We start from the raw sequence: 22,934 nt of genomic DNA, 5'->3' as shown, positions 1-22,934 counted from the left end.
TCACTCCTGTGGTGTGTTGTCGGCCAGGGGCGGCTGGGCGACGGGCTTGGCGCTGAACCGCTGCCACGCATCGCCTTCGGCCTTCAAGTCATGGGCGCGCTTGATCAGGTACTGGTGCACCTGCTCGACCTGCTCGGGTTTGAGGTTGTCGGCGAACGAAGGCATGCCATCGGGTACCCTGCCGCCATAGAGGATGCCGAGGAACATCTGGTGCTTTTCGGCAGTGAGCTTGCGCAGGTCGGGCAGCACACCACCACTGACGGCGTGGATACCGTGGCATTGCGAGCAGTTGCCGTCATACAGGGCGGCCCCGGCAGCGACCGTTTGCGCATCGGCGGTCAACGCGGGCGGCTCCGGTGCGTCGGCCGGTGGCGCCGGCTCACGCAACTTGGCGGTACCGCCGATCTTGTAGGTCAGCACCTGGGCGAACGGCTGCACCCCGGCGCGCAGCGACAACGCGCCGGCGAAGGTGGAAAACGCCCCGCCCCAGCCGGCCATGAACGTCACGTACTGCTCGCCGTCCACCGAATAGGTGATCGGGGCAGCCATCACGCCGCTGGCGGCGGGCGACTCCCAGAGCTTTTTGCCCGAATCGGCGGCATAGGCGATCACCCGGCCATCGGCGCTGCCTTCGAACACCAGGTTGCCGCCAGTGCTCAGGGTGCCGCCGTTGAAGATGGTGATGTACGGCACCTCCCACGCCGGCGCCTGCTTGACCGGGTCCCAGGCGATCAGCTTGCCCGACCAGCTCTTGGCCATGTCCAGCAGGCCTTCGGCGCCTTCAGGCATCATGCCGGTGCGCAGCCCCAACTGGTAGACGCTCTTGAACGGGTTGCGCTTGGGCGCCTCGGGGATGTGCTCATAGTAGGCCGACATGATATGCGCCGGGATGTACACCAGGCCCGTGTCGGGGTTGTAGGACATTGGGTGCCAATCATGGGCGCCCCAGAAAGCCGGGGTCACCAGCTTGCGCTTGCCGTCCTTCCAGTAGGCCGCCGCCTCATCGTCGATGATCGGCCGCCCGGTCTTCATGTCGATGCCTTTGGCCCAGTTCACCGGCACGATGTTCTTCGCCGACAGCAGCTCGCCGGTGGCACGGTCCAGCACATAGAAGAAGCCGTTTTTCGGCGCCTGCATCAGCACTTTGCGCGGTTTGCCGTCAATGGGCAGCTCGGCCAGGATCATGTGCTGGGTGGCGGTGAAGTCCCAGGCATCGCCTGGCGTGGTCTGGTAGTGCCAGGCGTATTCGCCGGTGTCGGCATTGACCGCGACGATCGAGGAAAGGAACAGGTTGTCGCCCTTGGCCTGGCTGCGCCATTTTGGGTCCCACATCGAGCCATTGCCCACGCCGATATACAACAGGTTGAGTTCCGGGTCGTAGGCGAACGAATCCCAGGCCGTGCCGCCGCCACCCCATTCGACATACGCGTCGCCGTGCCAGGTTTTGCTGGCGATCTCCATGGCTTTGTTCTCGGGCGGCAGCTTGGGGTCGCCCGGCACGGTGAAGAAGCGCCAGGCCTGTTTGCCGGTTTCGGCGTCATACGCAGTCACGTAGCCGCGCACACCGAATTCGGCACCGCCATTGCCGATGATCACCTTGCCGTTGACCACCCGCGGCGCCCCGGTGATGGTATAGCTGCGTTTGTCGTCATCGCGGGTGTCCACCGACCACACGCGCTTGCCAGTCTTGGCATCGATCGCCTCCAGGCGGCCATCGAGCACACCCACATAGACCTTGCCCTGCCACACCGCCACCCCTCGGTTGACCGCGTCACAACAGGCCTCACCGGCGCGGTGGCGGTCAGACTGCGGATCGTACTTCCACAGCAGCGTGCCATTGCGCGCGTCCAGGGCGTACACCACCGAAAACGGCCCGGTGGTGTACATCACGCCGTCAACCACGATCGGTGTAGCCTCCACGCCACGGTCAAGGTCGAGCTTGTAGCTCCAGGCAAGGCCGAGCTGGTTGACGTTGCCCTGGTTGATCGCCTTGAGCGGGCTGTAGCGCTGCTCGTCATAGGTACGGCCGTGGCTCATCCAGTTGCCGGGTTCCTTGTCGGCGTCGATGATGCGCTGGCCGTCGACTTCGGCGGCGAAGGCAGGTGCGCTGCACGCCAGGCTCAAGGCCAGGCAGCTCAGCAAGTGCGGCAGAGGCCGACGGTGCGGGCCTGTTCGATTCATGCTCGGTTCTCCGTTCTTGTTATGGACACCGCATCAGGCGTCGGTAACACACAGAGCAACGGCTGTGCCATTGGCACAATGAGCTTGCCAAACCGCCATGCCAGAGCGGTTCGACGCTGCACTGCCGGCAATCGCCAGGCAGCATGGCCTGGCGCAACGATGAAACAGCTGCTGCAGACATGACACAGGTGTGCCAGCCGCTCCCTCGGCCCAGAAAAGTGTGTTGACCTGCGTGATCAAAGCCATTGGGGAGCCTGCCGCCGGGGTGCCGGTCCCCCCATTCCCCAATCATCCCGGTATCGTGCGCGCCATTGGTTCTTTCACCTTCGGAGCGGCAATGAAACTCTTCCAACCCTTGCAGATCGGCCCACTGACGTTGCCCAACCGCGTGTTCATGGCGCCCCTCACCCGCCTGCGCAGCCTGGAGCCCGGGGATGTACCCACCCCGATGATGGCCGAGTACTACGCCCAGCGTGCCAGTGCAGGCCTGATCATTACCGAGGCTACGCAAATTTCCTTCCAGGCCAAGGGCTACTCGGGTTCACCAGGCATTCACACCGCCGAGCAGATTGCCGCGTGGCGCCTGGTAAACGAAGGCATTCATGCTGCAGGCGGCCACAGCGCGGTGCAGGTCTGGCACACCGGCCGTGTTTCGCACACGACCTTGCAGCCTGGTGGCCAGGCGCCAGTGGCGCCCTGCGCCCTACCTGCCAATGCCCGTACCACGTTGCGTGACGAGCAAGGCAACCTGCTGCGCACTGAGACCTCCGTACCGCGTGCCCTGAGCGAGGAAGAGATCGCCGACATCGTCGCCGATTTCGGCCAGGCAGCGGTCAATGCTCGCGAGGCCGACTTCGACTTCATCGAATTGCATGCCGCTCACGGCTATCTGTTGCACCAGTTCCTCACCCCCAGCGCCAACCAGCGCGAGGACCGTTATGGCGGCAGTGTCGAGAACCGCGCCCGTATTGTGCTCGAAGCGGTGGATGCCGCCATTGCCGGTTGGAGCGCCGAGCGCGTGGGTATCCGCATTTTCCCGTTGGGCGGTTTCAATGGCGTGGACAATGGCGAAGATCAAGAGGCAGCAGGGCTGTACCTGATCAAGGAACTGGCCAAGCGCAACCTGGCCTACCTGCACCTGTCCGAGCCGGACTGGGCTGGTGGCAAGCCGCTGCGCGATACGTTCCGTGAGGCTATTCGGGCAGCTTACCCAGGGGTAATCATTGCCGCAGGTGCCTATACCGCAGAGAAAGGCGAAGACCTGATCGGGCGTGGGTTGATCGATGCCGTGGCGTTCGGGCGCAGCTTCATCGCCAACCCGGACCTGGTGGAACGCCTGCGGGTTCAGGCGCCACTGAATGAGCATCGGCCACAGTTCGACTATGCAAACGGGCCTGAGGGGTATACGGATTACCCGTTCCTGAAACAGGCTTGATGGCATGAGGGGCCCCGCGCCTACAGGCTCGAAGCTGTAGGCGCGCCAGGGCTGAACCCGGCTTCAGGGGCCTGACATTCACAATCACTGCTCCCAGGGCACTCCGTGCTCCCAACTCGCCACCAGCAGGTCGATGAACCCCCGTACTCGCGGAGACAGGTGGCGTTTGCTCGGGTACACCACGCGAATAGGGTCGGCCGGTGGCCTGTAGGCGTGCAACACCTCCACCAGCGTGCCCGCGCGCAGGTCCTCCCCGGTGATGTAGGTGGGCAGGTGAATCAGCCCGAACCCTGCCCGTGCGCCATCGAGCATGGCTTCGGAGCTGTCGATATTGAGCCGCCCGGGCTCCTCGCACAGGTGCAGGCCCTCTGGCGTGTGAAAGCGCCAGGGCATGGATTTTTCCCCTGTCAGGAAGGCAATCTTGTCATGCCCGTACAGGTCTGCAGGCACCTGCGGCACCCCGTGCTGGCGCAAATATTCCGGCGAAGCGCAGGTAACGAACTGCTGCCAGGCCACAGTGCGAGTGAGCAACTGTGAGTCTTCCTTGGGTGCGCCGATCCGTACGGCTACGTCCACGCCCTCCTCGACCAGATCGACGAAACGGTCGGTAAAACGAATGTCGGCGCGCAGTTCCGGCCATTGCTTGAGGTAAGCATCGAGGACCGGCAACACATGCCGCTGGCCCAACGACAGCGGGCCGGTCAGGCGCAGCGTGCCGGTGGGCTTGCCACGCCGCTGGGCCATGGTGCTTTCCACCTCGTCCAGGTCATCGAGAATCTGCCGCCAGCGCTCATACGCCACCAAACCCTCATCGGTCAGGCTCAATTTGCGCGTGGTACGGTTGAGCAGGCGTACCGCCATACGCGCCTCCAGGCGCGCGATGCTCTTGCCCACGGCTGAACGGGTCAGCCCCAGGCTCGCCGCTGCAGCGGTAAAACTGCCCGCCTTCGCCGCACTGACGAAAGCGGTGATGTCGCCGAAGCGGTTGGGTTCCATGTCAGGTTCCTGCGGATACTGAAGACCCGCTTAAATGGGTGCGTATTGCAGTATTGCAAGGGCCTCGTTACAGCATCCACTGCAGTGCCTTGATGACCAGCAAGTGCAACGGGTAGAACAGATACCCCCAGCGCCCCACCGCAGGCACAGGCCAGTGGTTGTGGCGCAGCAGCATGCACCCGACAGGTATGGCCAGGGCTGCAGCGGCCATGGTCAGAAAGGGAACCGGTGCCAGCAGGTGTTCGAGCAACCAGCTGTTGGTCAGGTTGCCCGCCACAGCCAACAGGCACGGCAGCAGCCAGGCCACTCCCCCTCGGCTGCGAGCCATCAGCCAGGCCGCAGGCAGCAGTACGCCGGGCAACCCGTACATCAGTTGCGCGCTGCACCCGGTTGCAATCAGCACGGCGCCAAGGCCGATTAGCCGCGCTGACGCCGGGGGGTGGTGCACAGCCCAGGCCACCAGCAGCCCCAAGGTCAGAGTGGGGATCACGCTGAAGGTCTGGGTAGCAGGGTCCAGCCAACGATAGGGCCCTTCAGACAGCACCATGAAAGCCAGCATCCAGCCCAGGTAGCGCAGGTTGGCACGGGTAAACAGCCGGCCCGGTGTGCTGCGCCCGACATTCACTGCGATCGCCAGGCAGAACAATGGGAAGGCCAGGCGACCGACAATGAACAGCCCCTCGGCAGCCGGCCAGAGGAAACGTACGTGGTCGGCAACCATGGTTACGATGGCCGTCCACTTGACCAGGTCCAACCCCGCTGAGCGCACGCCTCAGCGCCCGGGGCCGTCGGCCTGGTGCAGGTATTGGGTGGTCCAGGCGGCCAATGGCAACGGTGGTTGCTGATCCAGGATACGGCGCCAGATCAACGCCAGGTCGTGGCGGTTGAACATCGAGCCTGCTCCGCTGCCGCGCCACGCAGTGGGCGTGTCGGCAACCCAGTGCCCCTTCGCATCGCGATGGCCCATGTTGAAGCGGAAGGTGTAATTGCCCGGGATCCCCATGCGCAGGTCCGTGACTACCAGCGCACCGCCCACCTCGTCGTAGCGCAGCCAGTCATCGGTAAACCAGCGCAGCCGCTGCAACAGGGGGTTATCGGCCAATGCAGTTGCAAGCTGCAGGTTACGCGGCAGTCGCTGCATTTCCGGTGGCGCACGGTCGAATACGCTGCTGACGCCTTCGTAATAATCGCCATCCGGGGTCTTGGCCAGCACGCGCCAGACCAAGCTGTTGAACGCGATCGGTACCGCGCGCACCTCGTTTGCGACAATCCCCTGCTGCTCGAGAGCAGCCTGGAAACGCTGCTCGGCGGCCATGCGGCCGGCCAGGCCGAACCCCAGGTAAGCCGTGCTGAACACCAGGGCCAGGCTCATCAGGCGCAACGCCTTGCCGCTCACGCCCCTGATAGCGGCGTAGAGCACGGCCGCCAGCAGCGGCACGGTGTAGACCGGGTCAATGATGAACACGCTGGCCCAGCTTTGCGGGGTGAACTGCAACGGCCAGAACAGCTGCGTGCCGTATACCGTGAATGAATCGAGGATCGGGTGGGTCACCAGTACCAGCCAGAACGCCAGGAACAACCTGGGCAAGGTGTAGCCTTTGTCAGGCCAGCGCGTGCGGCCCAGCCGGTTGACCAGCCAGGCGAGCAACAGGGCCAGGCCGGTCAGCACGAAGATCGAGTGGGAGAAGCCGCGGTGGTAGGTCATTTGCGACACCGGGTCGGCGTAGCGGATGACCACGTCCAGGTCCGGCACGGTGCCCAGTGCGGCGCCGTAGATCAACGAGCGGCGGCCCTGGATACGGCCAAGCACTGTGCCTTGCAGCGCGGCGCCGAGTACGGCTTGGGTAATGGAGTCCAAGGGAAGGTTTCCTGAGTGGGCAATACAGGAAACCTAACCCTGCGAACCCCGGTGATGCAATTGCTGCTGTGTGACAACGCGTGGCCGGTACGGGCTTAGAACAGCTGCCAGGTGTACACCAGGATCAACCGGTTTTCATCGATATCGCTACGGTAATTGGACCGCGCCATGGCATTCCTCACCCGTATTCCCAGCCCTTTGAGCACACCCCTCTGCACCGCATAACCCAGATCGATATCACGTTCGCGATCCTTGCCCTCGTACCCTTGGCCGGTATCGACGTTGTTACCGGTGAGGTAGCGCACCGTCGCCGTCAGCCCCGGGATGCCCATGGCTGCGAAGTTGTAGTCATAGCGCAGCTGATAGGAGCGCTCATCGGTGTAGGCAAACTCATACGTCGGCACCTCATTGCCCAGCGGCGAAATGTTGGCGAACACCCGAGGGAACGGACTGTCGCCGTACATCGCCTGGTACCCCGCGTGGAAGCTGTGCCCCCCTCGCCTAGCAGTGAGCAGCGAAAAGAATGCCTGGTTGTCGATGGTGCCCAGCAACGCATCACCTTGCTCGCGGGCGGTGAAATAGCCCAGGTTGGCACTGAGCACCCAGTCCCCTAGCGGCTTGCTGTGCTTGAACCCGACAAAGCCCTGGGCGTAAACGTCTTGCAGTTGCCCGTACCAAAGGCTGGCGCTGCTCTGGTTGCCGTTGAACGCGTAGTCGCCCCCGACATAGTTGAATGCGTCGCTCTCGACCTGGCGCTGGGGCACATGGCCGAGCATGGCGTTCATCTTGCCGTCGCCGCCTTCGTTACGCAGGTGCGAGCCGGTGAGGTGCCCGGCCTGCACCGTCAGGCCGTCCAGTTCGGACGTGCTGAGGCTCACGCCCTGGTAAGTGGGCGGCAACAGCCGGATATCGCTGAAAGTCAGCACCGGCAGGTTGGGCTGCAGTTCACCGACGCGCAATTCGGTTTTGGATACCCGTGCCTTGAACGTAGGTGCCAGGCGGCTGTATTCGTCGGCGGCCCTGCCATCACCGTGCACTGGCAGCAGCCCTGTATTGGCCCGGTCAGGGCTGCTGTCGAGCTTGATGCCCAGCACGCCCAGCGCGTCGACCCCAACGCCTACGGTGCCTTGCGTGTAGCCGGACTTGAAGTCAAGGATGAAGCCCTGCGCCCACTCCTGGGCCTTGGACTGCTGATTGGCGCCGACGATGTCGGAAAAGTCACGGCTGAAGTAGTAGTTGCGGGCGCTGAGGCTGGCTTTGGCATCCTCGAAGAAACCGCCTTCGGCGGCGGATAACGGTTGGCTGAGCAGGGTCAGCCCGATGGCGACGCAAGGGGTTTGGTTCATTCCGAAGCTCTCTTGATCTTGTTGTTATGGGTAAAGCGTTGGTAATACGAGTTTCAAGGTGAACGGCGCAGGGCCTCCTGGGCATGCGGGCGACGCAGCCTGAGCAGCACGTGTGCCAGCAGGCCGAACAGCAGCCCCCAGAACGCTGCCGAAAGGCCAAGGAAAGACACCCCCGAAGCGGTGACCAGGAAGGTGAACAAGCCGGCGTCGCGCTCTTGCGGCTCAGCCAGGCTGCGGGCCAAGGCGTCGCTGATCGCGCCATACAGCGCAAGCCCGGCCAGCGCGGCTATCAAAGCAGCAGGAAAGGCGGCGAACAGCGACATCAGTGTCGCCCCGGCGATGCCCAGCAACAGGTACAGCGCACTGCCGGCGACCGCCGCGACATAGCGCCGGCGCGGGTTGTCATGGGCCTCGTGGCCCGTGCACAGGCTGGCGGTGACGGCAGCGAGGTTCAGGCCATGGCAACCGAACGGCGCCAACAAGGCTCCGCCGATGGCACTGGCGCTGATCAACGGGCTGGCGGGCGTTGCATAGCCTGCGTTGCGCAGCACCGCCATGCCCGGCATGAATTGCCCGGTCAGCGCCACCAGCACCATCGGCAGTGCCAGGCTGAACAGCGCCGCAAGGCTGAACTGCGGGGTGATCCACTGCGCCGAGGCCAGTTCCAGCACCAGTGCCTCGCTGCGCAGTGCGCCACTGGCAAAGGTGACAACGGCACCCACACACAACACCGCGGCCACGGCGTAGCGCGGTTGCAGCCTGCGCATCAACACATAGGCAACGAACATCGCCAGCACCAGCCCCGGCTGCACCGGCAATGCCCGGAACACCTCGGTGCCGAAGCTGAACAGAATGCCGGCCTGCATGCCGGCGGCGATCGAGCCCGGCAGGCGCGCGATGATGCGGTCGAAGGCCCCGCTGATGCCGATCAGCAGCAGGACCAGGTTGGCCACCAGATATGCCCCTACTGCCTGCTCCAGTCCCAGTTGGGGTAAGGCCGTGACCAACAGTGCCGAGCCCGGGATGGACCAGACGATCACTATGGGTACCCGGTAGTACAGGCTCAACAAACCGCCGAGTACAGCGCTGCCCATGGAGATGGACCAAACCCAGGAAGACAGCAGGCCCGGGGCCAAGCCGGCGGCTTCGGCGGCGTGAAAGATGATCACCAGCGGGCCGGCGTAGGAAATCATCGTCGCAAGGCACCCTGCGACGATGGCGGAAAGGGAGCAGTCCTTGATCAGGTTTTTCATGGGCCTCTCGCTGCAGTAGTGGGTTGCAAGGGCTTTGCGCTTGATCGCCGGCAAGCCGCTCCCCAGACACCGCTGAGTTCAGTGCCTGCGCTGTTCCTGCAGGCGCCGGCGTGCCCGCGATCCAGACTTAGCCTTCCTGCAAGGCCCGAGGCCGCCCGCTGCGCTGCTCATCCGCGCCTTGCAGCGCCTTCTGCAACTGGAAGTCGAACTTGAGTTCGGCATAGCGCCCGTCGGCCCCCTCACGGAACACCACCTCACCGACCAGCCCATCGCGCGTGGCATAGGCAAAGTCATCCCACAGGTACTTGTCGCCAGACAGGTTGATCTGTGTGGTCAGGTGCCGGTGCCCCGGCGCCGAGATGAAGAAGTGCACATGCGCCGGGCGCTGGCCATGGCGGCCCAGCAGGTCCAGGCATTCCTGGGTCGGCCCCTGCGGGTCGCAGCCATAGCCCGAGGGCACGATGGAGCGCGCGCGGTAGCGGCCTTCGGCGTCGGTGACGATGCGTCGGCGCAGGTTGTACTCGGACTGGCTCGAGTCGAAGAACGAGTAGGTACCACGGGTGTTGGCATGCCACAGGTCAACGGTGGCACCGGCCAGCGGCTGGCCGTGGGGGTCGAGCACCTGGCCTTCGAGGAACATGACCGTGGCCACGCCCTCCTCGCTGCCGTCATCCATGCGCACCTCGCCTTGGGCGATGGGCGCGCCGGCAACGTACAGCGGGCCTTCGATGGTGCGCGGGGTGCCACCGCTCAGGCCTGCCTCGGCATCCTTGGCATCCTGCAGCAGGTCGAGGAAGTGCTCGATCCCCAGCCCCGCTACCAGCAGCCCGGCCTCGCCACGGCCGCCGAGGCGGTTGAGGTAGTCCACAGCCAGCCAGAACTCGTCTTCGCTGATTTCCAGGTCTTCGATCAGGCGGGCGGTGTCCTGCAGCACACGCTGAACGATGCGTTTAAGGCGTGGGCTGCCGTTGTCGTTACCAAAGCCTGCTGCTTCTTCGAAAAACTTCTGGGCGTCGGCAGTGTGGGAAATTTTCACGGTCATGATGGTTATCTCGTCTTGTTCTTGTGCGAAAGGCGTGTTTCAGCGGTCGTCGGCGTGGATCGATGACGGGTGACGGCACAGGCCGTCGACCTCGATATCCATGTACGGAAACAGCGGCAGCAACATCAGCGTGTCGTGCAGCGCCTCGACGCTGGGCACGTCGAACACGCTGTAGTTGGCGTAGTGCCCGGCGATGCGCCACAGGTGACGCCAGGTGCCCTCGCGCTGCAGGCGCTGGGCAAGTTCCTTCTCGTCGGCCTTCAGTTGCCTGGCCTTGGCCGGGTCCATGTCGACCGGCAGCTTCACGGTCATCTTCACGTGGAACAGCATGGGGGTTCTCCTTTGATGTCAGCGGCGGGCGAAGCGCGCCAGGCGGTGTTCGTCGAGGGTCAGGCCCAGGCCTGGGGTACGTGGCACGTGCAGCTGGAAGTCGTGGTACTGCGGCGGCTCGTTGACGATCTCTTCGGTCAGCAGCAGCGGCCCGAACAGCTCGGTACCCCAGGTCAACTGGCGTACGGTGAGGAAGGCGTGTGCCGAAGCCAGGGTGCCGATAGAGCCTTCGAGCATGGTGCCGCCGTACAGGGCGATGCCGGCCGCTTCGGCAATCTGTGCGGTGCGCAGAACGGCACGCGGGCCGCCGTTCTTGGCGATTTTCAGGGCGAAGATGCTGGCGGCACCGTCCGCAGCCAGGCTTAACGCGTCCTCCACGCTTTCGATGGACTCGTCGGCCATGATCGGCGCAGGGCTGCGCTGGTTCAGGCGCACCTGGCCGCTGCGGTTGATGCGTGAGATCGGCTGTTCGATGAGGTCGATACCGTTGTCACCCAGCACCTGGCAGGCGCGAATGGCCTGGGATTCGTCCCAGTACTGGTTGACGTCGACCCGCACACTGGCGCGCTCGCCCAGCTCACGCTTGATCGCCACCACATGTTTCAGGTCCTGTGCCAGGGGGTTGGCGCCGATCTTCAGCTTGAACACCCGGTGGCGGCGAACCTCCAGCATGTGCTCGGCCTCGGCGATGTCACATGCCGTGTCCCCGCTGGCCAGGGTCCAGGCCACCTCAAGGCTGTCGCGCACGCGCCCGCCCAGCAGCTCACTGACCGGCAGCCCCAGGCGTTTGCCCTGGGCATCGAGCAAGGCGCTCTCGATACCGGATTTGGCGAAGGTGTTGCCCTTGGCCAGCTTGTCGAGCTTGAGCATGGCGGCATTGATGTTGTCGGCAGCCATGCCCACCAGCGCCGGCGCCAGATGCGCGTCGATATTGGCCTTGATGCCCTCGGGGCTTTCGTAGCCGTAAGCCAGGCCGCCGATGGTGGTGGCCTCGCCGATACCTTCCACACCGTCGCTGCAACGCAGGCGCAGGACTACCAGGGTTTGCTGCTGCATGGTGTGCATGGCCAGCTTGTGCGGGCGGATGGTGGGCAGGTCGACGATGATCGCCTCCAGCCGTTCAATGGTTGGGCTTGTCATGAAAAGCTCCCGTTCAGTCAGTAGTAAGGTCAGGCCGTCGCGGCCAGGGCGTGACGCCGGCTGCTGGCCAGGTGCACGGCCATGGCCAGCGCGGCGATTGCACCAGGGATGGCGAAGGCGATGAAATTGAGTTGCAGCGGCAGGTTGATCCCCATCAGCGCACCGCCGAGCAATGGCCCGACGATGGCGCCGTTGCGGCCGATGCCCGAGGCCCAGCCCAGGCCGGTGGAGCGCACCGCAAGGCCGTAAAGCTGCGCAGCACCGGCGTACAGCAGAATCTGCGTGCCGATGGTGGTGGCGCCGGCGATGAAGATCAGCAGGTACAGCACCGGCATCGGGCTGTTGACCCCGAGCAGGCTGATCGACACGGCAGCTGCCAGGAAGAACGCGACTTTCACTTTCACCAGGTTGTAGCGGTCGCCCAGCCAGCCACCCAGAATTGCCCCGGCCATGCCGCCGAAGTTCAGTGCCAGCAGGAAGGACAGGCTCGAGCCCAGGCTGTAGCCGGCGTTGGCCATCAGTTTCGGCAGCCACGAGCTGAGCGCGTAGACCATCAACAGGCAGCAGAAGAACGCCAGCCACAGGGCCAGGGTGCGGGTGGCCAGGCCATTGCGGAACAGGTCCAGCACTGAACCGCCGTTACCTTTGCGGTCAGTCGCCTGCAATTGGTCGTCAGCCTGCACATCGCAGTGCGGGTCCAGGCGCTTGAGCAACGTGCGCGCCTCGTCGGTACGGCCCTGGCGCACCAGAAAGCCGATCGACTCGGGCAGGTAATACAGGATCACCGGCAACAGCAGCAGCGGCACTGCGGCGGCGAAGAACATCGACTCCCAACCGAAGCGTGGCAGCATGAAGATACCCACGCCCGCCGAAAGCATGCCGCCCAGCGAATAACCGCTGAACATGATTGCCACCAGCGTGCTGCGCAGGCGCTTGGGCGCGTATTCGTTCATCAGCGCCACGGCATTGGGCATCAAACCGCCGCAGCCAAGGCCGGCGATGAAGCGATAGATGCCGAACTCGCTGGGGCTGCTGGCAAAGCCGTTGAGGATGGTCGCCCCCGAGAACAGGGCGAAACAGATGGCAATCCCTTTCTTGCGCCCGATCCGGTCGGCCAGGCTGCCGAAAGCCAGGGCACCGAACATCATGCCGAACAGCGCATAGCTGCCCAGGGCACCGGCCTGCAAAGGGGTCAGGCCCCATTCTTTCATGATCACCGGCAGTACCACGCCGTAGATGAACAGGTCGTAGCCGTCAAAGACCAGCAGCAGGCCGCACCAGGCCATGACCATCCAGTGGAAGGCGGTGAAACGGGCGTTGTCGATGATCGGGTGAACGTCAAGGGTTCGCATGGCATCTGTCTCTGTTGTTTTTTTTGTGGAGTAAAACTGCCTTTGGGTGCTGCTCAGCCGAGGTCGCCGCCCCCCACCGGCAGGGTCACGCCGGTGATGTAGGACGCCTCGTCGCTGGCCAGGAAAAGGATCGCGCCAACCTGTTCGTCAATGCTGCCGTAGCGGTGCATCAGGCTGCTGTCCAGGGTCTGGTCGACGATCTGCTGATACCAGCGTTTGTCTTGTTCGCTCTGCTCGGCCTCATTGCGTGGCACCCGCCGGGGTGGTGCCTCGGTGCCGCCGGGCGCGGTAGCGTTGACCCGGATGCCGCGGCCGGCGGTTTCGAAGGCAAGGCACGCGGTCAGTGCATTGACCCCGCCTTTGGCCGCGCCATAGGGCACGCGGTTGACGCCGCGGGTGGCAATCGAGGAGACGTTGACGATGGCGCCGCTGCCGCGTTCGAGCATGTACGGGAGCGCCGCGTGGCAGCACCACAGGGTGGGGAACAGCGAGCGGCGAACTTCGGCCTCGATCTGCGCCACTTCATAGTGTTCGAAGGGCTTGGCCCAGATGGTGCCGCCAACGTTGTTGACCAGAATGTCGATGCGCCCGAACGCTTCTACCGCCGAGGCCATGACGCGGGCACAGTCGGTGTACTGCTCAAGGTCGGCGATCAGCGTCAGCACGCCCTCCCCGGCCAGTTCGTGGACCAGTTCGGAGCGGTCCACGGCCACCACCTGCGCGCCTTCGGCCTTGAGCCGCCAGCACACACCACGGCCGATGCCTTGAGCGGCGCCGGTGACCAGGGCTACTTTGTTATGGAATCGGTTGTTCATCTGCTACTTCCTTATCCTGTTATCAGGCACAACCTTGCCTGGCCTGCACTGGACCCATCGCCGGCAAGCCGGCTTCCACAGGTACAGCGGTGCTCTCAGGCCCAACTGCCGGCTTTGGAAGAAAAGGAGGCCACCTTCACCCGCACGATGGGGCGGCCCCAAGGAAACTCAGGCCGCCGCTGCCGCGAACTTCTCGTAGTAGAAGTTGGCCGGGGTGATGCCCTGCTCGCGGATGTACTGGCTGACCGCCTCGACCATCGGTGGCGGGCCGCACAGGTACACGTCGACATCGCCATCATTGAGGTGGCGCGGCTCGATGTGCTGGGTGACGTAACCCTTTTGCGGGTAGAGGCTTTCGGGGTTGGCCACACAGGCGCTGAAGGTGAAGTTGGGGATGCGCGCAGCCAGGGCGTGCAAACGGTCCAGCTCGACCAGGTCGAAGTCGTTGGTCACCCCATAGATCAGGTGCAGGGGGTGCTCGCTACCCTGTTCGGCGACCTTCTCCAGCATCGCCGTGAACGGGGCCAGGCCCGTGCCACCAGCCAGCAGCAGCAAAGGGCGCTGGATCGGGCGCAGGTAGAAGCTGCCCAAGGGCCCGGCCAGGCTCATGTTGTCGCCGGCCTTGGCCAGGCTGGTGAGGAAGCTGCTCATCAGCCCGCCCGGCACGTTGCGAATCAGGAAGCTGACTTCACCGTCCTTCTGCAACGAACTGAAGGAGTAGGCGCGGCTCTGGTCGCTGCCGGGCACCGTGAGGTTGACGTACTGCCCCGGCAGGAAAGCCAGCCTGTTCAGCGATTCACCCTTGATCGACAGGGCGATGGTACTGGCCGACAACTGGCGCACATCACTGATGGCGGCCTGGAAGCTGGCCTGTTCGGTCTTGCACAGTTGCGAAGACGCCGGGATGCGTACCACGCAGTCGCTTTCGGCGCGCATCTGGCAGGTCAGTACATAGCCTTCGGCGATTTCGTCTTCACTGAGGGCGTCTTCGATGAAGTTGTCGCCCAGGTCATAACGGCCGGATTCGGCCTTGCACTTGCAGGTACCGCAGGCGCCATCGCGGCAGTCCAGCGGGATATTGATGCCCTGGCGGTAGGCGGCGTCGGCGACGGTTTCATGGCCGCTGGCCTCGATGAAGCGGGTTACCCCGTCTTCGAAATTAAGCGCGATCTGGAAGCTCATGTTGCACCTCGCGGGCGAACCTGGCCACGGCGCGCCATTGGGGCACACCGGGCCGTTCGCGTAACCTCGGTTCAGATGTGGTAGATGTCGATGACCTGGCGCACGTAGTCGTTCTTCAGCACCACCTTCTTGGCCTTGATAAGCGGCTGTTCGCCGCGCAGGTCCAGGGTGTAGAAGCTCGTACCGAAGTAGCTGTCGGTGGTCTTGTAGCGAAAACTCAGCGTGTGCCAGTTGAAGCGCACCTGGCAGTAGCCCTCACCCTGCTCGACGATCTCGATGTTGCTGATGTTGTGCGAGGTGCGGGTGTCGGGCACGGTCGCACTGGAACGCTCGGTCTTTATGCGGAACACCCGGTCCTCGAGGCCGCCACGGTTGCCGTACCAGATCAACGAGATCTCGCTTTGCGGGTCGGTGGTGAGGCAATCGTCGTCATCCCACGCGGGCATCCAGAAGCTTGCATCGCTGGCATACATTTCCAGCCACTGGTCCCACTGTGCATCGTCCAGGTAGCGCGCTTCGCGGTACAGGAAGTCGCGCACGGTCTCATGAAGGCTCATTGCACGGCCTCCACAGGGATCAGTTGCTGCTCGTCCTCAAGGGCCTTGAGCATGGTGTCCTGCCAGTACTTGTGCTGCAGCACGAACAGGCCCTCGTCCTCAGTGCGCACGCCAGACAGCAGCGGGCTGAGCTCGATTTCGCGAGCGGCTTCGTCGGCCCCCTCGACCCAGTGCGCCGCGCCGCGTGACATGTCGTTCCAGCCGGTACCACCGCCGTAACCGGTCTGGCAGGAGCGAAACTCCTCGAGATCGTCGGGGGTGGCCATGCCACTGACGTTGAAGAAGTCTTCGTACTGACGAATGCGCCTGGCACGGGCCTCGGCGCTCTCGCCCTTGGGCGCGATGCAGTAGATGGTGATCTCGGTCTTGTTCACCGATATCGGCCGAGCGATGCGGATCTGCGAGCTGAACTGGTCCATCAGGTAGACGTTGGGGTACAGGCACAGGTTGCGCGAGTTCTCGATCATCCAGTCGGCACGAGCCTGGCCGAAGTCTGCGGCGAGTTGTTCGCGGCATTCGAAGGCCGGGCGGTCTTCGGGGTTGGCCCAGCGGGTCCAGAGCAGCAGGTGGCCGTGGTCGAAGGAGTAGAAACCACCCCCCTGCTTGGCCCATGCACCAGCGCTCATGGTCTTGATCTCTTCGCCCGCTTCACGCTGCTTGCGCTGGTTCTGGGTGGCCGCGTAGTTCCAGTGCACGGAGCTGACATGGTAGCCGTCGGCGCCGTTCTCGGCGGTCAGCTTCCAGTTGCCTTCGTAGATGTACGAACTGGCCCCGCGCAGTACCTCCAGGCCCTCGGGGGACTGGTCAACGATCATGTCGATGATCTTGGCCGATTCGCCCAGGTGTTCGGCCAGCGGCTTGACATCGGCTTTGAGGCTGCCGAACAGGAAGCCGCGGTAGGATTCGAACCGGGCAACCTTGGTCAGGTCATGGGAGCCGTCGCAGTTGAAACTGTCGGGGTAGCCGGCGTTGCCCGGATCTTTGACCTTGAGCAGCTTGCCACTGTTGTTGAAGGTCCAGCCATGGAACGGGCAGGTATAGCTTGCGCGGTTTCCGCGCTTGTGCCGGCAGAGCATGGCGCCGCGGTGGCTGCAGGCATTGAGGAAGGCATTGAGCTCACCGTCCTTGTTGCGCGCGATGAAGATCGGCTGGCGCCCCATGGTCAGGGTGAGGAAGTCGTTTTTCTCGGGAATCTGGCTTTCGTGGGCCAGGTAGATCCAGTTGCCCTCGAAGATGTGTTTCATCTCCAGGTCGAACAGGCGTGGGTCGGTGAACATCTCGCGCTTGCAGCGGTAGATGCCCTTTTCACGGTCGTCCTCGAGCATGGCATTGAGGTAGTCGAATCCCAGGGACATGGCCAGGGTCTCCATTGTTATTGTTCAGACCGGCTCAGGTTAGGGCGTGCCGGCGGGCGGCAATATCCGCTGGGTGCAAAGCGCTATCCGTTTTCTGCAAGGCAAAAGAAATTGATCAGGTGCATGGCAAATTATTCATTGAACGGTGCCTGCCACCTAAAGTAAGCTCGGGCTCATCAACTGGAGAGCAACATGCCGAAACACACCCGCAACCACGCCAACCACACCGGTCGCAACCTGCGCCCTGTGCTGGCCGTTGCCGGCTGCAAGGCTGCTGCCTGCTTTTATTTTGGGTATTGGTTTAGCCACTAGGCGCCGCTGATACCTACACGGCGCCCACCTTCGAGGGGCCGCCGAACATGAGAATACTCAAACCCCCGGTCGGCTCCCCGACCGGGGGTTTTGCTTTTCAGGCCTTTGAACATTCCCGATTCACACTGAGGACACTTTCATGAACTACGCCACCTATTACTACGCAAGCACCTACGCCTGGCGATTTAGCCAATCCCGCTCGGGCCAGCCTGCCGCCTCCGACCGGTCCGTCCACGGTGGCAATGCTGCAGCCAATCTGAATTCAACGATCAGTCGAACACCTCGATAGGGGCCGACTGCGCGGGTCAGAACCCGCCGTCCGCCCAGGGAACCTACGCCATGCAAGCCTCGAACCTCGCTCTGCCCCTGACCCAGCCAAACGCTGCCAACACCACTGTCAGCCGTCGCCTGCCCAGCCCGCACCTGCTCAAGCAGCAGATGCCGCTTTCAATCGAACACGCCCAGCAAGTCCAGGCCCAGCGCCAGGCCATTCGCGCCATCCTCGAAGGCCGCGATCCGCGCCTGCTGGTGGTCGTCGGCCCCTGCTCGATCCACGACCCACGCTCGGCCCTTGAATATGCCGACCGCCTGGCGGCCCTGAGCCGCGAAGTCGACGACAAGTTGCTGTTGGTGATGCGCGCCTACGTGGAGAAACCGCGCACCACGGTGGGCTGGAAAGGCCTGGCATACGATCCGCACCTCGATGGCAGCGACGACATGCATGGCGGCATCGCCCTGTCCCGTGGCTTGATGCTGAACATGATCGAACGCGGCCTGCCGATCGCCACAGAGCTGCTGCAGCCGATGGTCGCCGGTTACTTCGATGACCTGCTGGGCTGGGCGGCGATTGGCGCGCGTACCACCGAATCGCAGGTTCACCGTGAGATGGTCAGCGGCCTGGAGTTACCGGTCGGGTTCAAGAACGGTACCGATGGCGGTGTCGCCATCGCGTGCGACGCGATGCGCAGCGCTGCCGCCGCGCACCGCCACTTCGGTATGGATGCGCAAGGCTACCCGGCGATCATCGAGACCTTGGGCAACCCGGATACCCACCTGGTGCTGCGCGGCGGCCACAAGGGCCCGAACCACGACAGCACCAGCATTGCCCAAGCCCGCCAAGGGCTGGCCAAGGCGGGCCTGCAGGCGCGGATCATGGTCGATTGCAGCCATGCCAACAGCGGCAAGGACCCGGCACGGCAGCCCGCAGTGTTCGAGGACGTGCTGGCTCAGCGCCTGGCCGGCGACACATCGATTGTCGGGGTGATGCTTGAAGGCCACCTGTTCGACGGTTGCCAGGCCTTGGGCAAGGGCCCGCTGAAGTACGGCGTGTCGATCACCGATGGCTGCCTGGGCTGGGAAGCGACACAAACCCTGCTGCGTGAGGCCGCAGCGCGTATGTAGGAAGCGTACAGCAAGCCTTGCGAGACATTTCCCAAGCAAGTGCGCTAGGCTTGCCCTTTTCACCCAAGGAGTAGTACCCATGGCACGCGCCACTGCCCGCCACATCCTCGTCAGCAGCGAAGACAAGTGCAACGAACTCAAAGCCCAGATCGAAGCCGGTGCCGACTTCGCTGAAATCGCCAAAGCCAACTCCACCTGCCCGTCCAGCCGCCAGGGCGGTGACCTGGGCTCGTTCGGCCCAGGCCAGATGGTCAAGGAATTCGATACCGTTGTGTTCAGCGCCCCGATCAACACCGTGCAGGGCCCGGTCAAGACCCAGTTCGGCTACCACCTGCTGGAAGTGACCAGCCGCCAGGACTAAGTCCACGCTGACCATGACCACCTCTGTGGGAGCGGCTTTGCCCGCGAATGCGCCCGTGCAGGCAACGCCGTTGCCTGGCCGGGCCTCTTCGCGGGCAAGCCCGCTCCCACAGATGTTTCTGGGGATCGTGCTGGCCTGCATGGGTTTTACCGCCCTCGCCGAACCGACCCACGCCCTCACCGTTTACGGTGAAGCCCCGCGCTACGCCCAAACGTTCCGCCACTTCGACTACGTCAACCCCGATGCCCCCAAGGGCGGTATCCTGCGCCGCTCGGCCACCGAAATCGGTCAGTTCGACCACATCCTGCCGTACATCGACAAAGGTATCGGCGTCAGCCAGGTCGATGGCTGGCTGTACGCCCCTCTGGCCGTGCGTTCATTCGATGAGCCCTACACCGTCTATGGCCTGATCGCCCGGCGCATGGAACGCGGCCCGCAAGACGCCTGGCTACGTTTTTACATCGACCCCAGGGCCACCTTTGCCGATGGCAAACCCGTGCGTGCCGAGGATGTGCGCTTCAGTTACGACAAGCTGATGAGCGAGGGCAGCCTCAAATACCGGACCCAGTTCGCCGATGTGGCGGGTGTCACTGTCGAAGGCCCGCACCGCGTGCGTTTCGATTTCAAGCAACCCCACGGCCGCACCCTGCCCCTGGACCTTGCCAGTTTGCCGGTCCTGCCCGAACACGACTGGAACAGCCGCGACTTCGCCAACGGCGCCGGCTTCGACAAACCGGTCGGCAGCGGCCCCTACCGCATCGGGCGGATCGACAATGGCCGCAGCGTCACCTTCGAGCGTGACCGGCACTGGTGGGCCAAGGACTTGCCCGTCAGCCGCGGCCGTTTCAACTTCGAGCGCATTCGCGTCGAGTACTTTGGTGATACCGAGGTGGCGCGCCAGGTGCTCAAGGGCGGTGGCTACGACTACAACCGTGAGTTCTCGGCCACAGCCTTCACCCTCGGCTACAACGGTGCACAACTGGATGACGGCCGCCTGCAACGCGCCCACCTGGGCCCGGCCAAGCCACAGACCGCCCAGGGGTTCGTGTTCAACCTCGACCGGCCGCAGTTCAAGGACCGCCGCGTGCGCCAGGCGCTGGCCATGCTATGGGACTTCGAGTGGAGCAACCGCCAGATGATGCGCAACCTGTACATCCGCCAGCAGAGTATTTTTTCCAACACCCCGCTGGCGGCGCGCGAATTGCCGGATGCCGATGAACTGAAACTGCTTGAGCCGCTGCGCGGCAAGGTACCGGGCGAAGTCTTCAGCCAGGTGTTCACAGCCCCCACAACCGACGGTTCGGGGATTATCCGCACGCAGCAACTGCAGGCCCTGGCCCTGCTGCAGCAGGCGGGTTGGCACCCTAAGGGTGATCACCTGGTCAACGCCGAGGGCCAGCCGCTGACATTTACCTTCCTCAACGGCCAGGCCGGCCTTGAGCGTTTGCTGCTGCCGTGGAAGCGTAACCTGGCACAGATCGGCGTTACCCTGAGCATCCGCAATGTCGACTCGGCCCAGTACGTCAATCGTCTGATGGCCCGCGACTACGACATGCTCGTCACCGGCTACCCGGCCACCCTCTCACCGGGTGCCGAACTCTACAATTACTTCGGGTCTGCAGCAGCCAACGACCCAGGCTCGAACAACCTGATGGTGCTCAAGGACCCTGCGGTGGACAGCCTGATCGACGGGCTGGTGCGCGCCGACACCCAGGCTGACATGCTGCGCCACGCCCATGCGCTGGACCGTGTGCTGCAGTGGAACTACTACTGGATCCCCAACTACTACCCGCCAGGCAGTTCGACCGTGTGGTGGAACCGCTTCGGCCTGCCCAAGGTCCAGCCTGCTTATGACGAAGGGCTGGACAGCTGGTGGGAAATCAGCCCGAACGCCCTGACCAGCGCGCAGATGGCCGAGCGCCAGAAGGCTGCGCCATGACGTCCTATATCCTGCGCCGCCTGCTGCTGATCATCCCCACGCTGCTGGCGATCCTGCTGGTCAACTTCGCCATCGTCCAGGCGGCCCCCGGTGGCCCGGTGGAGCAGGCGGTGGCCAGGCTGCAGGGCATCGGCGGCGGGGCACCGGGCGCCCGGGCCGACGTGGTTCATGGCGAATCCCGCGCCACCCGGGGCCTGGACCCGAAACTGATCGAGGAGATCAAGCGCCAGTACGGCTTCGACAAGTCGGCCCCTGAGCGCCTGTGGCTGATGCTCTGCCAGTATGCACGGCTGGATTTCGGCCAGAGCTTCTTCCGCGGCGCCAAGGTCACCGACCTGATTCTGGACAAGCTGCCGGTGACCCTTTCACTGGGATTCTGGGCCACGTTGATCACCTACCTGGTGTCGATCCCGCTGGGCATCCGCAAGGCGGTGCGCCACGGCAGCCGCTTCGATGCCTGGAGCAGTGCGCTGATCGTGATCGGTTACGCTCTGCCCTCCTTCCTGTTCGCCTTGCTGCTGATCGTGCTGTTCGCCGGTGGCACCTCGCTGAACTGGTTCCCGGTACGCGGCCTGGTCTCGGAGAACTTCGACCAGCTCAGCCTGCTGGGCAAGGTCGCCGACTACTTCTGGCACCTGGTGCTGCCGGTGGGGGCACTGGTGGTCGGCGGCTTCGCCACACTGACATTGCTGACCAAGAACGCCTTCCTCGATGAAATCTCCCGTCAGTACGTGGTCACGGCCCGCGCCAAGGGCCTGAGCGAGCGTCGCGTCCTGTATGGCCACGTGCTACGCAATGCCATGCTGGTGGTGCTGGCAGGCTTGCCGCAGGCGCTGATCACGGTGTTCTTCGCAGGATCCCTGCTGATCGAGGTGATTTTTTCACTCGATGGCCTCGGGCGCATGAGCTACGAGGCAGCGGTGTCGCGTGACTACCCGGTAGTGTTCGGCACGCTGTTCATCTTCACCCTGGCCGGCCTGCTGATCCGCCTGATCGGCGACTTGTCGTATACCTTGCTCGATCCGCGCATCGACTTTGACGCGAGGGCGCACTGATGCTCTCGCCGGTTTCGCGTCGCCGCCTGCAACGCTTTCGCCGCAACCGCCGTGGCTGGGTGTCGTTGTGGCTGTTCGCAGGCCTGCTGCTGCTCAGCCTTGGTGCAGAGCTCGTCGCCAACGACAAACCCTTGCTGCTTGGCTACAAGGGCGAGCTGTACATGCCTGCGCTCAAACGCTACAGCGAGCAGCAGTTCGGCGGCCAACTGCCGTTCCAGCCGGACTACCGTAGCGCGTATGTCCGCCAGCTGATCGAGGGCCAGGGCGGCTGGATGCTGTTCGCACCAATTCCGTTCAGTGCCGACACACCCAACTACGACCTGCAGGTACCCACCCCAAGCCCACCGAGCAGCAGCAACTGGCTGGGTACCGACGACCAAGGCCGCGACGTGCTCGCGCGGGTGTTGTACGGCACCCGGGTATCGCTGCTGTTCGCCTTTGCCCTGACGGTGGTCAGCGTGCTGATCGGCGTGATCGCCGGGGCCTTGCAGGGCTACCACGGTGGTTGGGTGGACCTGCTCGGGCAACGCGTGCTGGAGGTGTGGTCGGGGTTGCCGGTGCTGTACCTGCTGATCATCCTCAGCGGTTTCGTCGAGCCGGACTTCTGGTGGCTGCTGGGGATCATGGCGCTGTTCTCGTGGTTGACCCTGGTGGATGTGGTGCGGGCCGAGTTCCTGCGCGGGCGCAACCTGGAGTACGTGAAAGCCGCCCGCGCGCTGGGCCTGCCTGACAGCCAGGTGATGCTGCGGCACATCCTGCCCAATGCGATGAACGCCACGCTGACCTACGTGCCGTTCATGCTCACCGGGGCCATCACTACACTGACCGCGCTGGACTTTCTGGGCTTTGGCATGCCGGCCGGGAGTGCTTCGCTGGGTGAGCTGGTCACCCAGGGCAAGCAGCACCTGGAGGCCCCTTGGCTGGGCTTCACAGCGTTCTTTGCGCTGGCGGTGGTGCTGTCATTGCTGGTGTTTATCGGGGATGCCTTGCGCGAGGCCTTCGACCCAAGAGTTTAGGCTGGTAC

At 63.9% G+C, this 22,934-nt stretch carries 20 protein-coding genes; 6 read left to right on the top strand and 14 right to left on the bottom strand.

Annotated elements, in window-relative coordinates; genetic code table 11:
• Positions 1–2,181 carry a PQQ-dependent dehydrogenase, methanol/ethanol family gene (locus ACMGGN_RS08970; RefSeq protein WP_046786166.1) on the bottom strand — a complete coding sequence of 727 codons (2,181 nt, stop codon included), beginning with the start codon at positions 2,179–2,181 and terminating at the stop codon, positions 1–3.
• A 337-nt stretch (positions 2,182–2,518) separates the two neighbouring features.
• Here ACMGGN_RS08970 and ACMGGN_RS08965 point away from each other — a divergent pair, with 337 nt between their 5' ends.
• A complete protein-coding gene (locus ACMGGN_RS08965; RefSeq protein WP_251962716.1) occupies positions 2,519–3,616 on the top strand; it encodes an alkene reductase in 1,098 nt (365 codons plus the stop codon).
• Between the two features lie 84 nt (positions 3,617–3,700).
• Here ACMGGN_RS08965 and ACMGGN_RS08960 read toward each other — a convergent pair whose 3' ends face one another.
• The 13 genes from ACMGGN_RS08960 to benA all read right to left on the bottom strand — a co-directional run bounded on the left by ACMGGN_RS08960 (position 3,701) and on the right by benA (position 16,842).
• Positions 3,701–4,612 (bottom strand): LysR family transcriptional regulator, encoded by a 912-nt coding sequence (locus ACMGGN_RS08960; RefSeq protein WP_174141173.1) that lies wholly within the window; start codon positions 4,610–4,612, stop codon positions 3,701–3,703.
• A gap of 67 nt (positions 4,613–4,679) precedes the next feature.
• On the bottom strand, positions 4,680–5,381 hold the full coding sequence (locus ACMGGN_RS08955) for a TraX family protein (RefSeq protein ID WP_414156680.1): 702 nt from the start codon (positions 5,379–5,381) through the stop codon (positions 4,680–4,682).
• 3 nt (positions 5,382–5,384) lie between these two features.
• Complete coding sequence (locus ACMGGN_RS08950) at positions 5,385–6,470, bottom strand: metal-dependent hydrolase (protein WP_414156679.1); 1,086 nt, start codon at positions 6,468–6,470, stop codon at positions 5,385–5,387.
• A gap of 95 nt (positions 6,471–6,565) precedes the next feature.
• The gene (locus ACMGGN_RS08945) at positions 6,566–7,816 is read right to left on the bottom strand and encodes an OprD family porin (RefSeq protein WP_414156678.1); all 1,251 of its coding nucleotides are present in this window, start codon (positions 7,814–7,816) and stop codon (positions 6,566–6,568) included.
• Positions 7,817–7,869: 53 nt separating this feature from the next.
• Positions 7,870–9,069: a benzoate/H(+) symporter BenE family transporter gene (locus tag ACMGGN_RS08940; RefSeq protein WP_414156677.1), complete on the bottom strand. Its 1,200-nt coding sequence runs from the start codon at positions 9,067–9,069 to the stop codon at positions 7,870–7,872.
• 127 nt (positions 9,070–9,196) lie between these two features.
• Complete coding sequence (catA, locus tag ACMGGN_RS08935; RefSeq protein ID WP_046786159.1) at positions 9,197–10,111, bottom strand: catechol 1,2-dioxygenase; 915 nt, start codon at positions 10,109–10,111, stop codon at positions 9,197–9,199.
• Between the two features lie 39 nt (positions 10,112–10,150).
• On the bottom strand, positions 10,151–10,441 hold the full coding sequence (gene catC, locus ACMGGN_RS08930; RefSeq protein WP_046786158.1) for a muconolactone Delta-isomerase: 291 nt from the start codon (positions 10,439–10,441) through the stop codon (positions 10,151–10,153).
• An 18-nt stretch (positions 10,442–10,459) separates the two neighbouring features.
• Positions 10,460–11,581: a muconate cycloisomerase family protein gene (locus ACMGGN_RS08925; RefSeq protein ID WP_414156676.1), complete on the bottom strand. Its 1,122-nt coding sequence runs from the start codon at positions 11,579–11,581 to the stop codon at positions 10,460–10,462.
• Between the two features lie 29 nt (positions 11,582–11,610).
• A complete protein-coding gene (locus ACMGGN_RS08920) occupies positions 11,611–12,933 on the bottom strand; it encodes an MFS transporter (RefSeq protein WP_204918009.1) in 1,323 nt (440 codons plus the stop codon).
• 53 nt (positions 12,934–12,986) lie between these two features.
• Complete coding sequence (locus ACMGGN_RS08915; RefSeq protein WP_115274748.1) at positions 12,987–13,748, bottom strand: 1,6-dihydroxycyclohexa-2,4-diene-1-carboxylate dehydrogenase; 762 nt, start codon at positions 13,746–13,748, stop codon at positions 12,987–12,989.
• 168 nt (positions 13,749–13,916) lie between these two features.
• On the bottom strand, positions 13,917–14,930 hold the full coding sequence (gene benC / locus ACMGGN_RS08910) for a benzoate 1,2-dioxygenase electron transfer component BenC (RefSeq protein WP_414156675.1): 1,014 nt from the start codon (positions 14,928–14,930) through the stop codon (positions 13,917–13,919).
• A gap of 71 nt (positions 14,931–15,001) precedes the next feature.
• Positions 15,002–15,487 carry a benzoate 1,2-dioxygenase small subunit gene (gene benB / locus ACMGGN_RS08905; protein WP_174141167.1) on the bottom strand — a complete coding sequence of 162 codons (486 nt, stop codon included), beginning with the start codon at positions 15,485–15,487 and terminating at the stop codon, positions 15,002–15,004.
• Positions 15,484–16,842, bottom strand: coding sequence for a benzoate 1,2-dioxygenase large subunit (benA, locus tag ACMGGN_RS08900; protein ID WP_414156674.1), 1,359 nt, complete (start codon positions 16,840–16,842; stop codon positions 15,484–15,486). Before benA ends, benB begins: the two co-directional genes overlap by 4 nt.
• A 651-nt stretch (positions 16,843–17,493) precedes the next feature.
• Between benA and ACMGGN_RS08895 the strand changes: the two genes are divergently transcribed.
• From ACMGGN_RS08895 to ACMGGN_RS08875, 5 genes are all read left to right on the top strand, one after another.
• Positions 17,494–18,555, top strand: a complete 1,062-nt coding sequence (locus ACMGGN_RS08895; RefSeq protein WP_046786152.1) for a 3-deoxy-7-phosphoheptulonate synthase — start codon at positions 17,494–17,496, stop codon at positions 18,553–18,555.
• A 79-nt stretch (positions 18,556–18,634) separates the two neighbouring features.
• Positions 18,635–18,916, top strand: a complete 282-nt coding sequence (locus ACMGGN_RS08890) for a peptidylprolyl isomerase (RefSeq protein WP_039602126.1) — start codon at positions 18,635–18,637, stop codon at positions 18,914–18,916.
• 13 nt (positions 18,917–18,929) lie between these two features.
• Positions 18,930–20,855 carry an extracellular solute-binding protein gene (locus tag ACMGGN_RS08885; protein WP_414156673.1) on the top strand — a complete coding sequence of 642 codons (1,926 nt, stop codon included), beginning with the start codon at positions 18,930–18,932 and terminating at the stop codon, positions 20,853–20,855.
• Entirely contained in the window at positions 20,852–21,910 is a 1,059-nt protein-coding gene (locus ACMGGN_RS08880) for a microcin C ABC transporter permease YejB (protein WP_251962711.1), read from the top strand. The genes ACMGGN_RS08885 and ACMGGN_RS08880 overlap by 4 nt, the downstream gene beginning before the upstream one ends.
• Positions 21,910–22,926 carry an ABC transporter permease gene (locus tag ACMGGN_RS08875; protein ID WP_046786151.1) on the top strand — a complete coding sequence of 339 codons (1,017 nt, stop codon included), beginning with the start codon at positions 21,910–21,912 and terminating at the stop codon, positions 22,924–22,926. The genes ACMGGN_RS08880 and ACMGGN_RS08875 overlap by 1 nt, the downstream gene beginning before the upstream one ends.
• The last annotated feature ends 8 nt before the right edge of the window (positions 22,927–22,934 follow it).

The sequence above is a fragment of the Pseudomonas sp. BNK-30 genome, from assembly GCF_047456185.1.
In the GTDB taxonomy this organism is placed as follows: domain Bacteria; phylum Pseudomonadota; class Gammaproteobacteria; order Pseudomonadales; family Pseudomonadaceae; genus Aquipseudomonas; species Aquipseudomonas putida_E.
This window is presented reverse-complemented; position numbering and strand designations above follow the sequence as displayed.

What these genes read in the sequence shown, in the direction of transcription:
- ACMGGN_RS08970 (WP_046786166.1), bottom strand. Translation starts at nt 2,181, where the DNA reads ATGAATCGAACAGGCCCGCACCGTCGGCCTCTGCCGCACTTGCTGAGC.
- ACMGGN_RS08965 (WP_251962716.1), top strand. Translation starts at nt 2,519, where the DNA reads ATGAAACTCTTCCAACCCTTGCAGATCGGCCCACTGACGTTGCCCAAC.
- ACMGGN_RS08960 (WP_174141173.1), bottom strand. Translation starts at nt 4,612, where the DNA reads ATGGAACCCAACCGCTTCGGCGACATCACCGCTTTCGTCAGTGCGGCG.
- ACMGGN_RS08945 (WP_414156678.1), bottom strand. Translation starts at nt 7,816, where the DNA reads ATGAACCAAACCCCTTGCGTCGCCATCGGGCTGACCCTGCTCAGCCAA.
- ACMGGN_RS08940 (WP_414156677.1), bottom strand. Translation starts at nt 9,069, where the DNA reads ATGAAAAACCTGATCAAGGACTGCTCCCTTTCCGCCATCGTCGCAGGG.
- catA (WP_046786159.1), bottom strand. Translation starts at nt 10,111, where the DNA reads ATGACCGTGAAAATTTCCCACACTGCCGACGCCCAGAAGTTTTTCGAA.
- catC (WP_046786158.1), bottom strand. Translation starts at nt 10,441, where the DNA reads ATGCTGTTCCACGTGAAGATGACCGTGAAGCTGCCGGTCGACATGGAC.
- ACMGGN_RS08925 (WP_414156676.1), bottom strand. Translation starts at nt 11,581, where the DNA reads ATGACAAGCCCAACCATTGAACGGCTGGAGGCGATCATCGTCGACCTG.
- ACMGGN_RS08920 (WP_204918009.1), bottom strand. Translation starts at nt 12,933, where the DNA reads ATGCGAACCCTTGACGTTCACCCGATCATCGACAACGCCCGTTTCACC.
- ACMGGN_RS08915 (WP_115274748.1), bottom strand. Translation starts at nt 13,748, where the DNA reads ATGAACAACCGATTCCATAACAAAGTAGCCCTGGTCACCGGCGCCGCT.
- benC (WP_414156675.1), bottom strand. Translation starts at nt 14,930, where the DNA reads ATGAGCTTCCAGATCGCGCTTAATTTCGAAGACGGGGTAACCCGCTTC.
- benB (WP_174141167.1), bottom strand. Translation starts at nt 15,487, where the DNA reads ATGAGCCTTCATGAGACCGTGCGCGACTTCCTGTACCGCGAAGCGCGC.
- benA (WP_414156674.1), bottom strand. Translation starts at nt 16,842, where the DNA reads ATGTCCCTGGGATTCGACTACCTCAATGCCATGCTCGAGGACGACCGT.
- ACMGGN_RS08895 (WP_046786152.1), top strand. Translation starts at nt 17,494, where the DNA reads ATGCAAGCCTCGAACCTCGCTCTGCCCCTGACCCAGCCAAACGCTGCC.
- ACMGGN_RS08890 (WP_039602126.1), top strand. Translation starts at nt 18,635, where the DNA reads ATGGCACGCGCCACTGCCCGCCACATCCTCGTCAGCAGCGAAGACAAG.
- ACMGGN_RS08885 (WP_414156673.1), top strand. Translation starts at nt 18,930, where the DNA reads ATGACCACCTCTGTGGGAGCGGCTTTGCCCGCGAATGCGCCCGTGCAG.
- ACMGGN_RS08880 (WP_251962711.1), top strand. Translation starts at nt 20,852, where the DNA reads ATGACGTCCTATATCCTGCGCCGCCTGCTGCTGATCATCCCCACGCTG.
- ACMGGN_RS08875 (WP_046786151.1), top strand. Translation starts at nt 21,910, where the DNA reads ATGCTCTCGCCGGTTTCGCGTCGCCGCCTGCAACGCTTTCGCCGCAAC.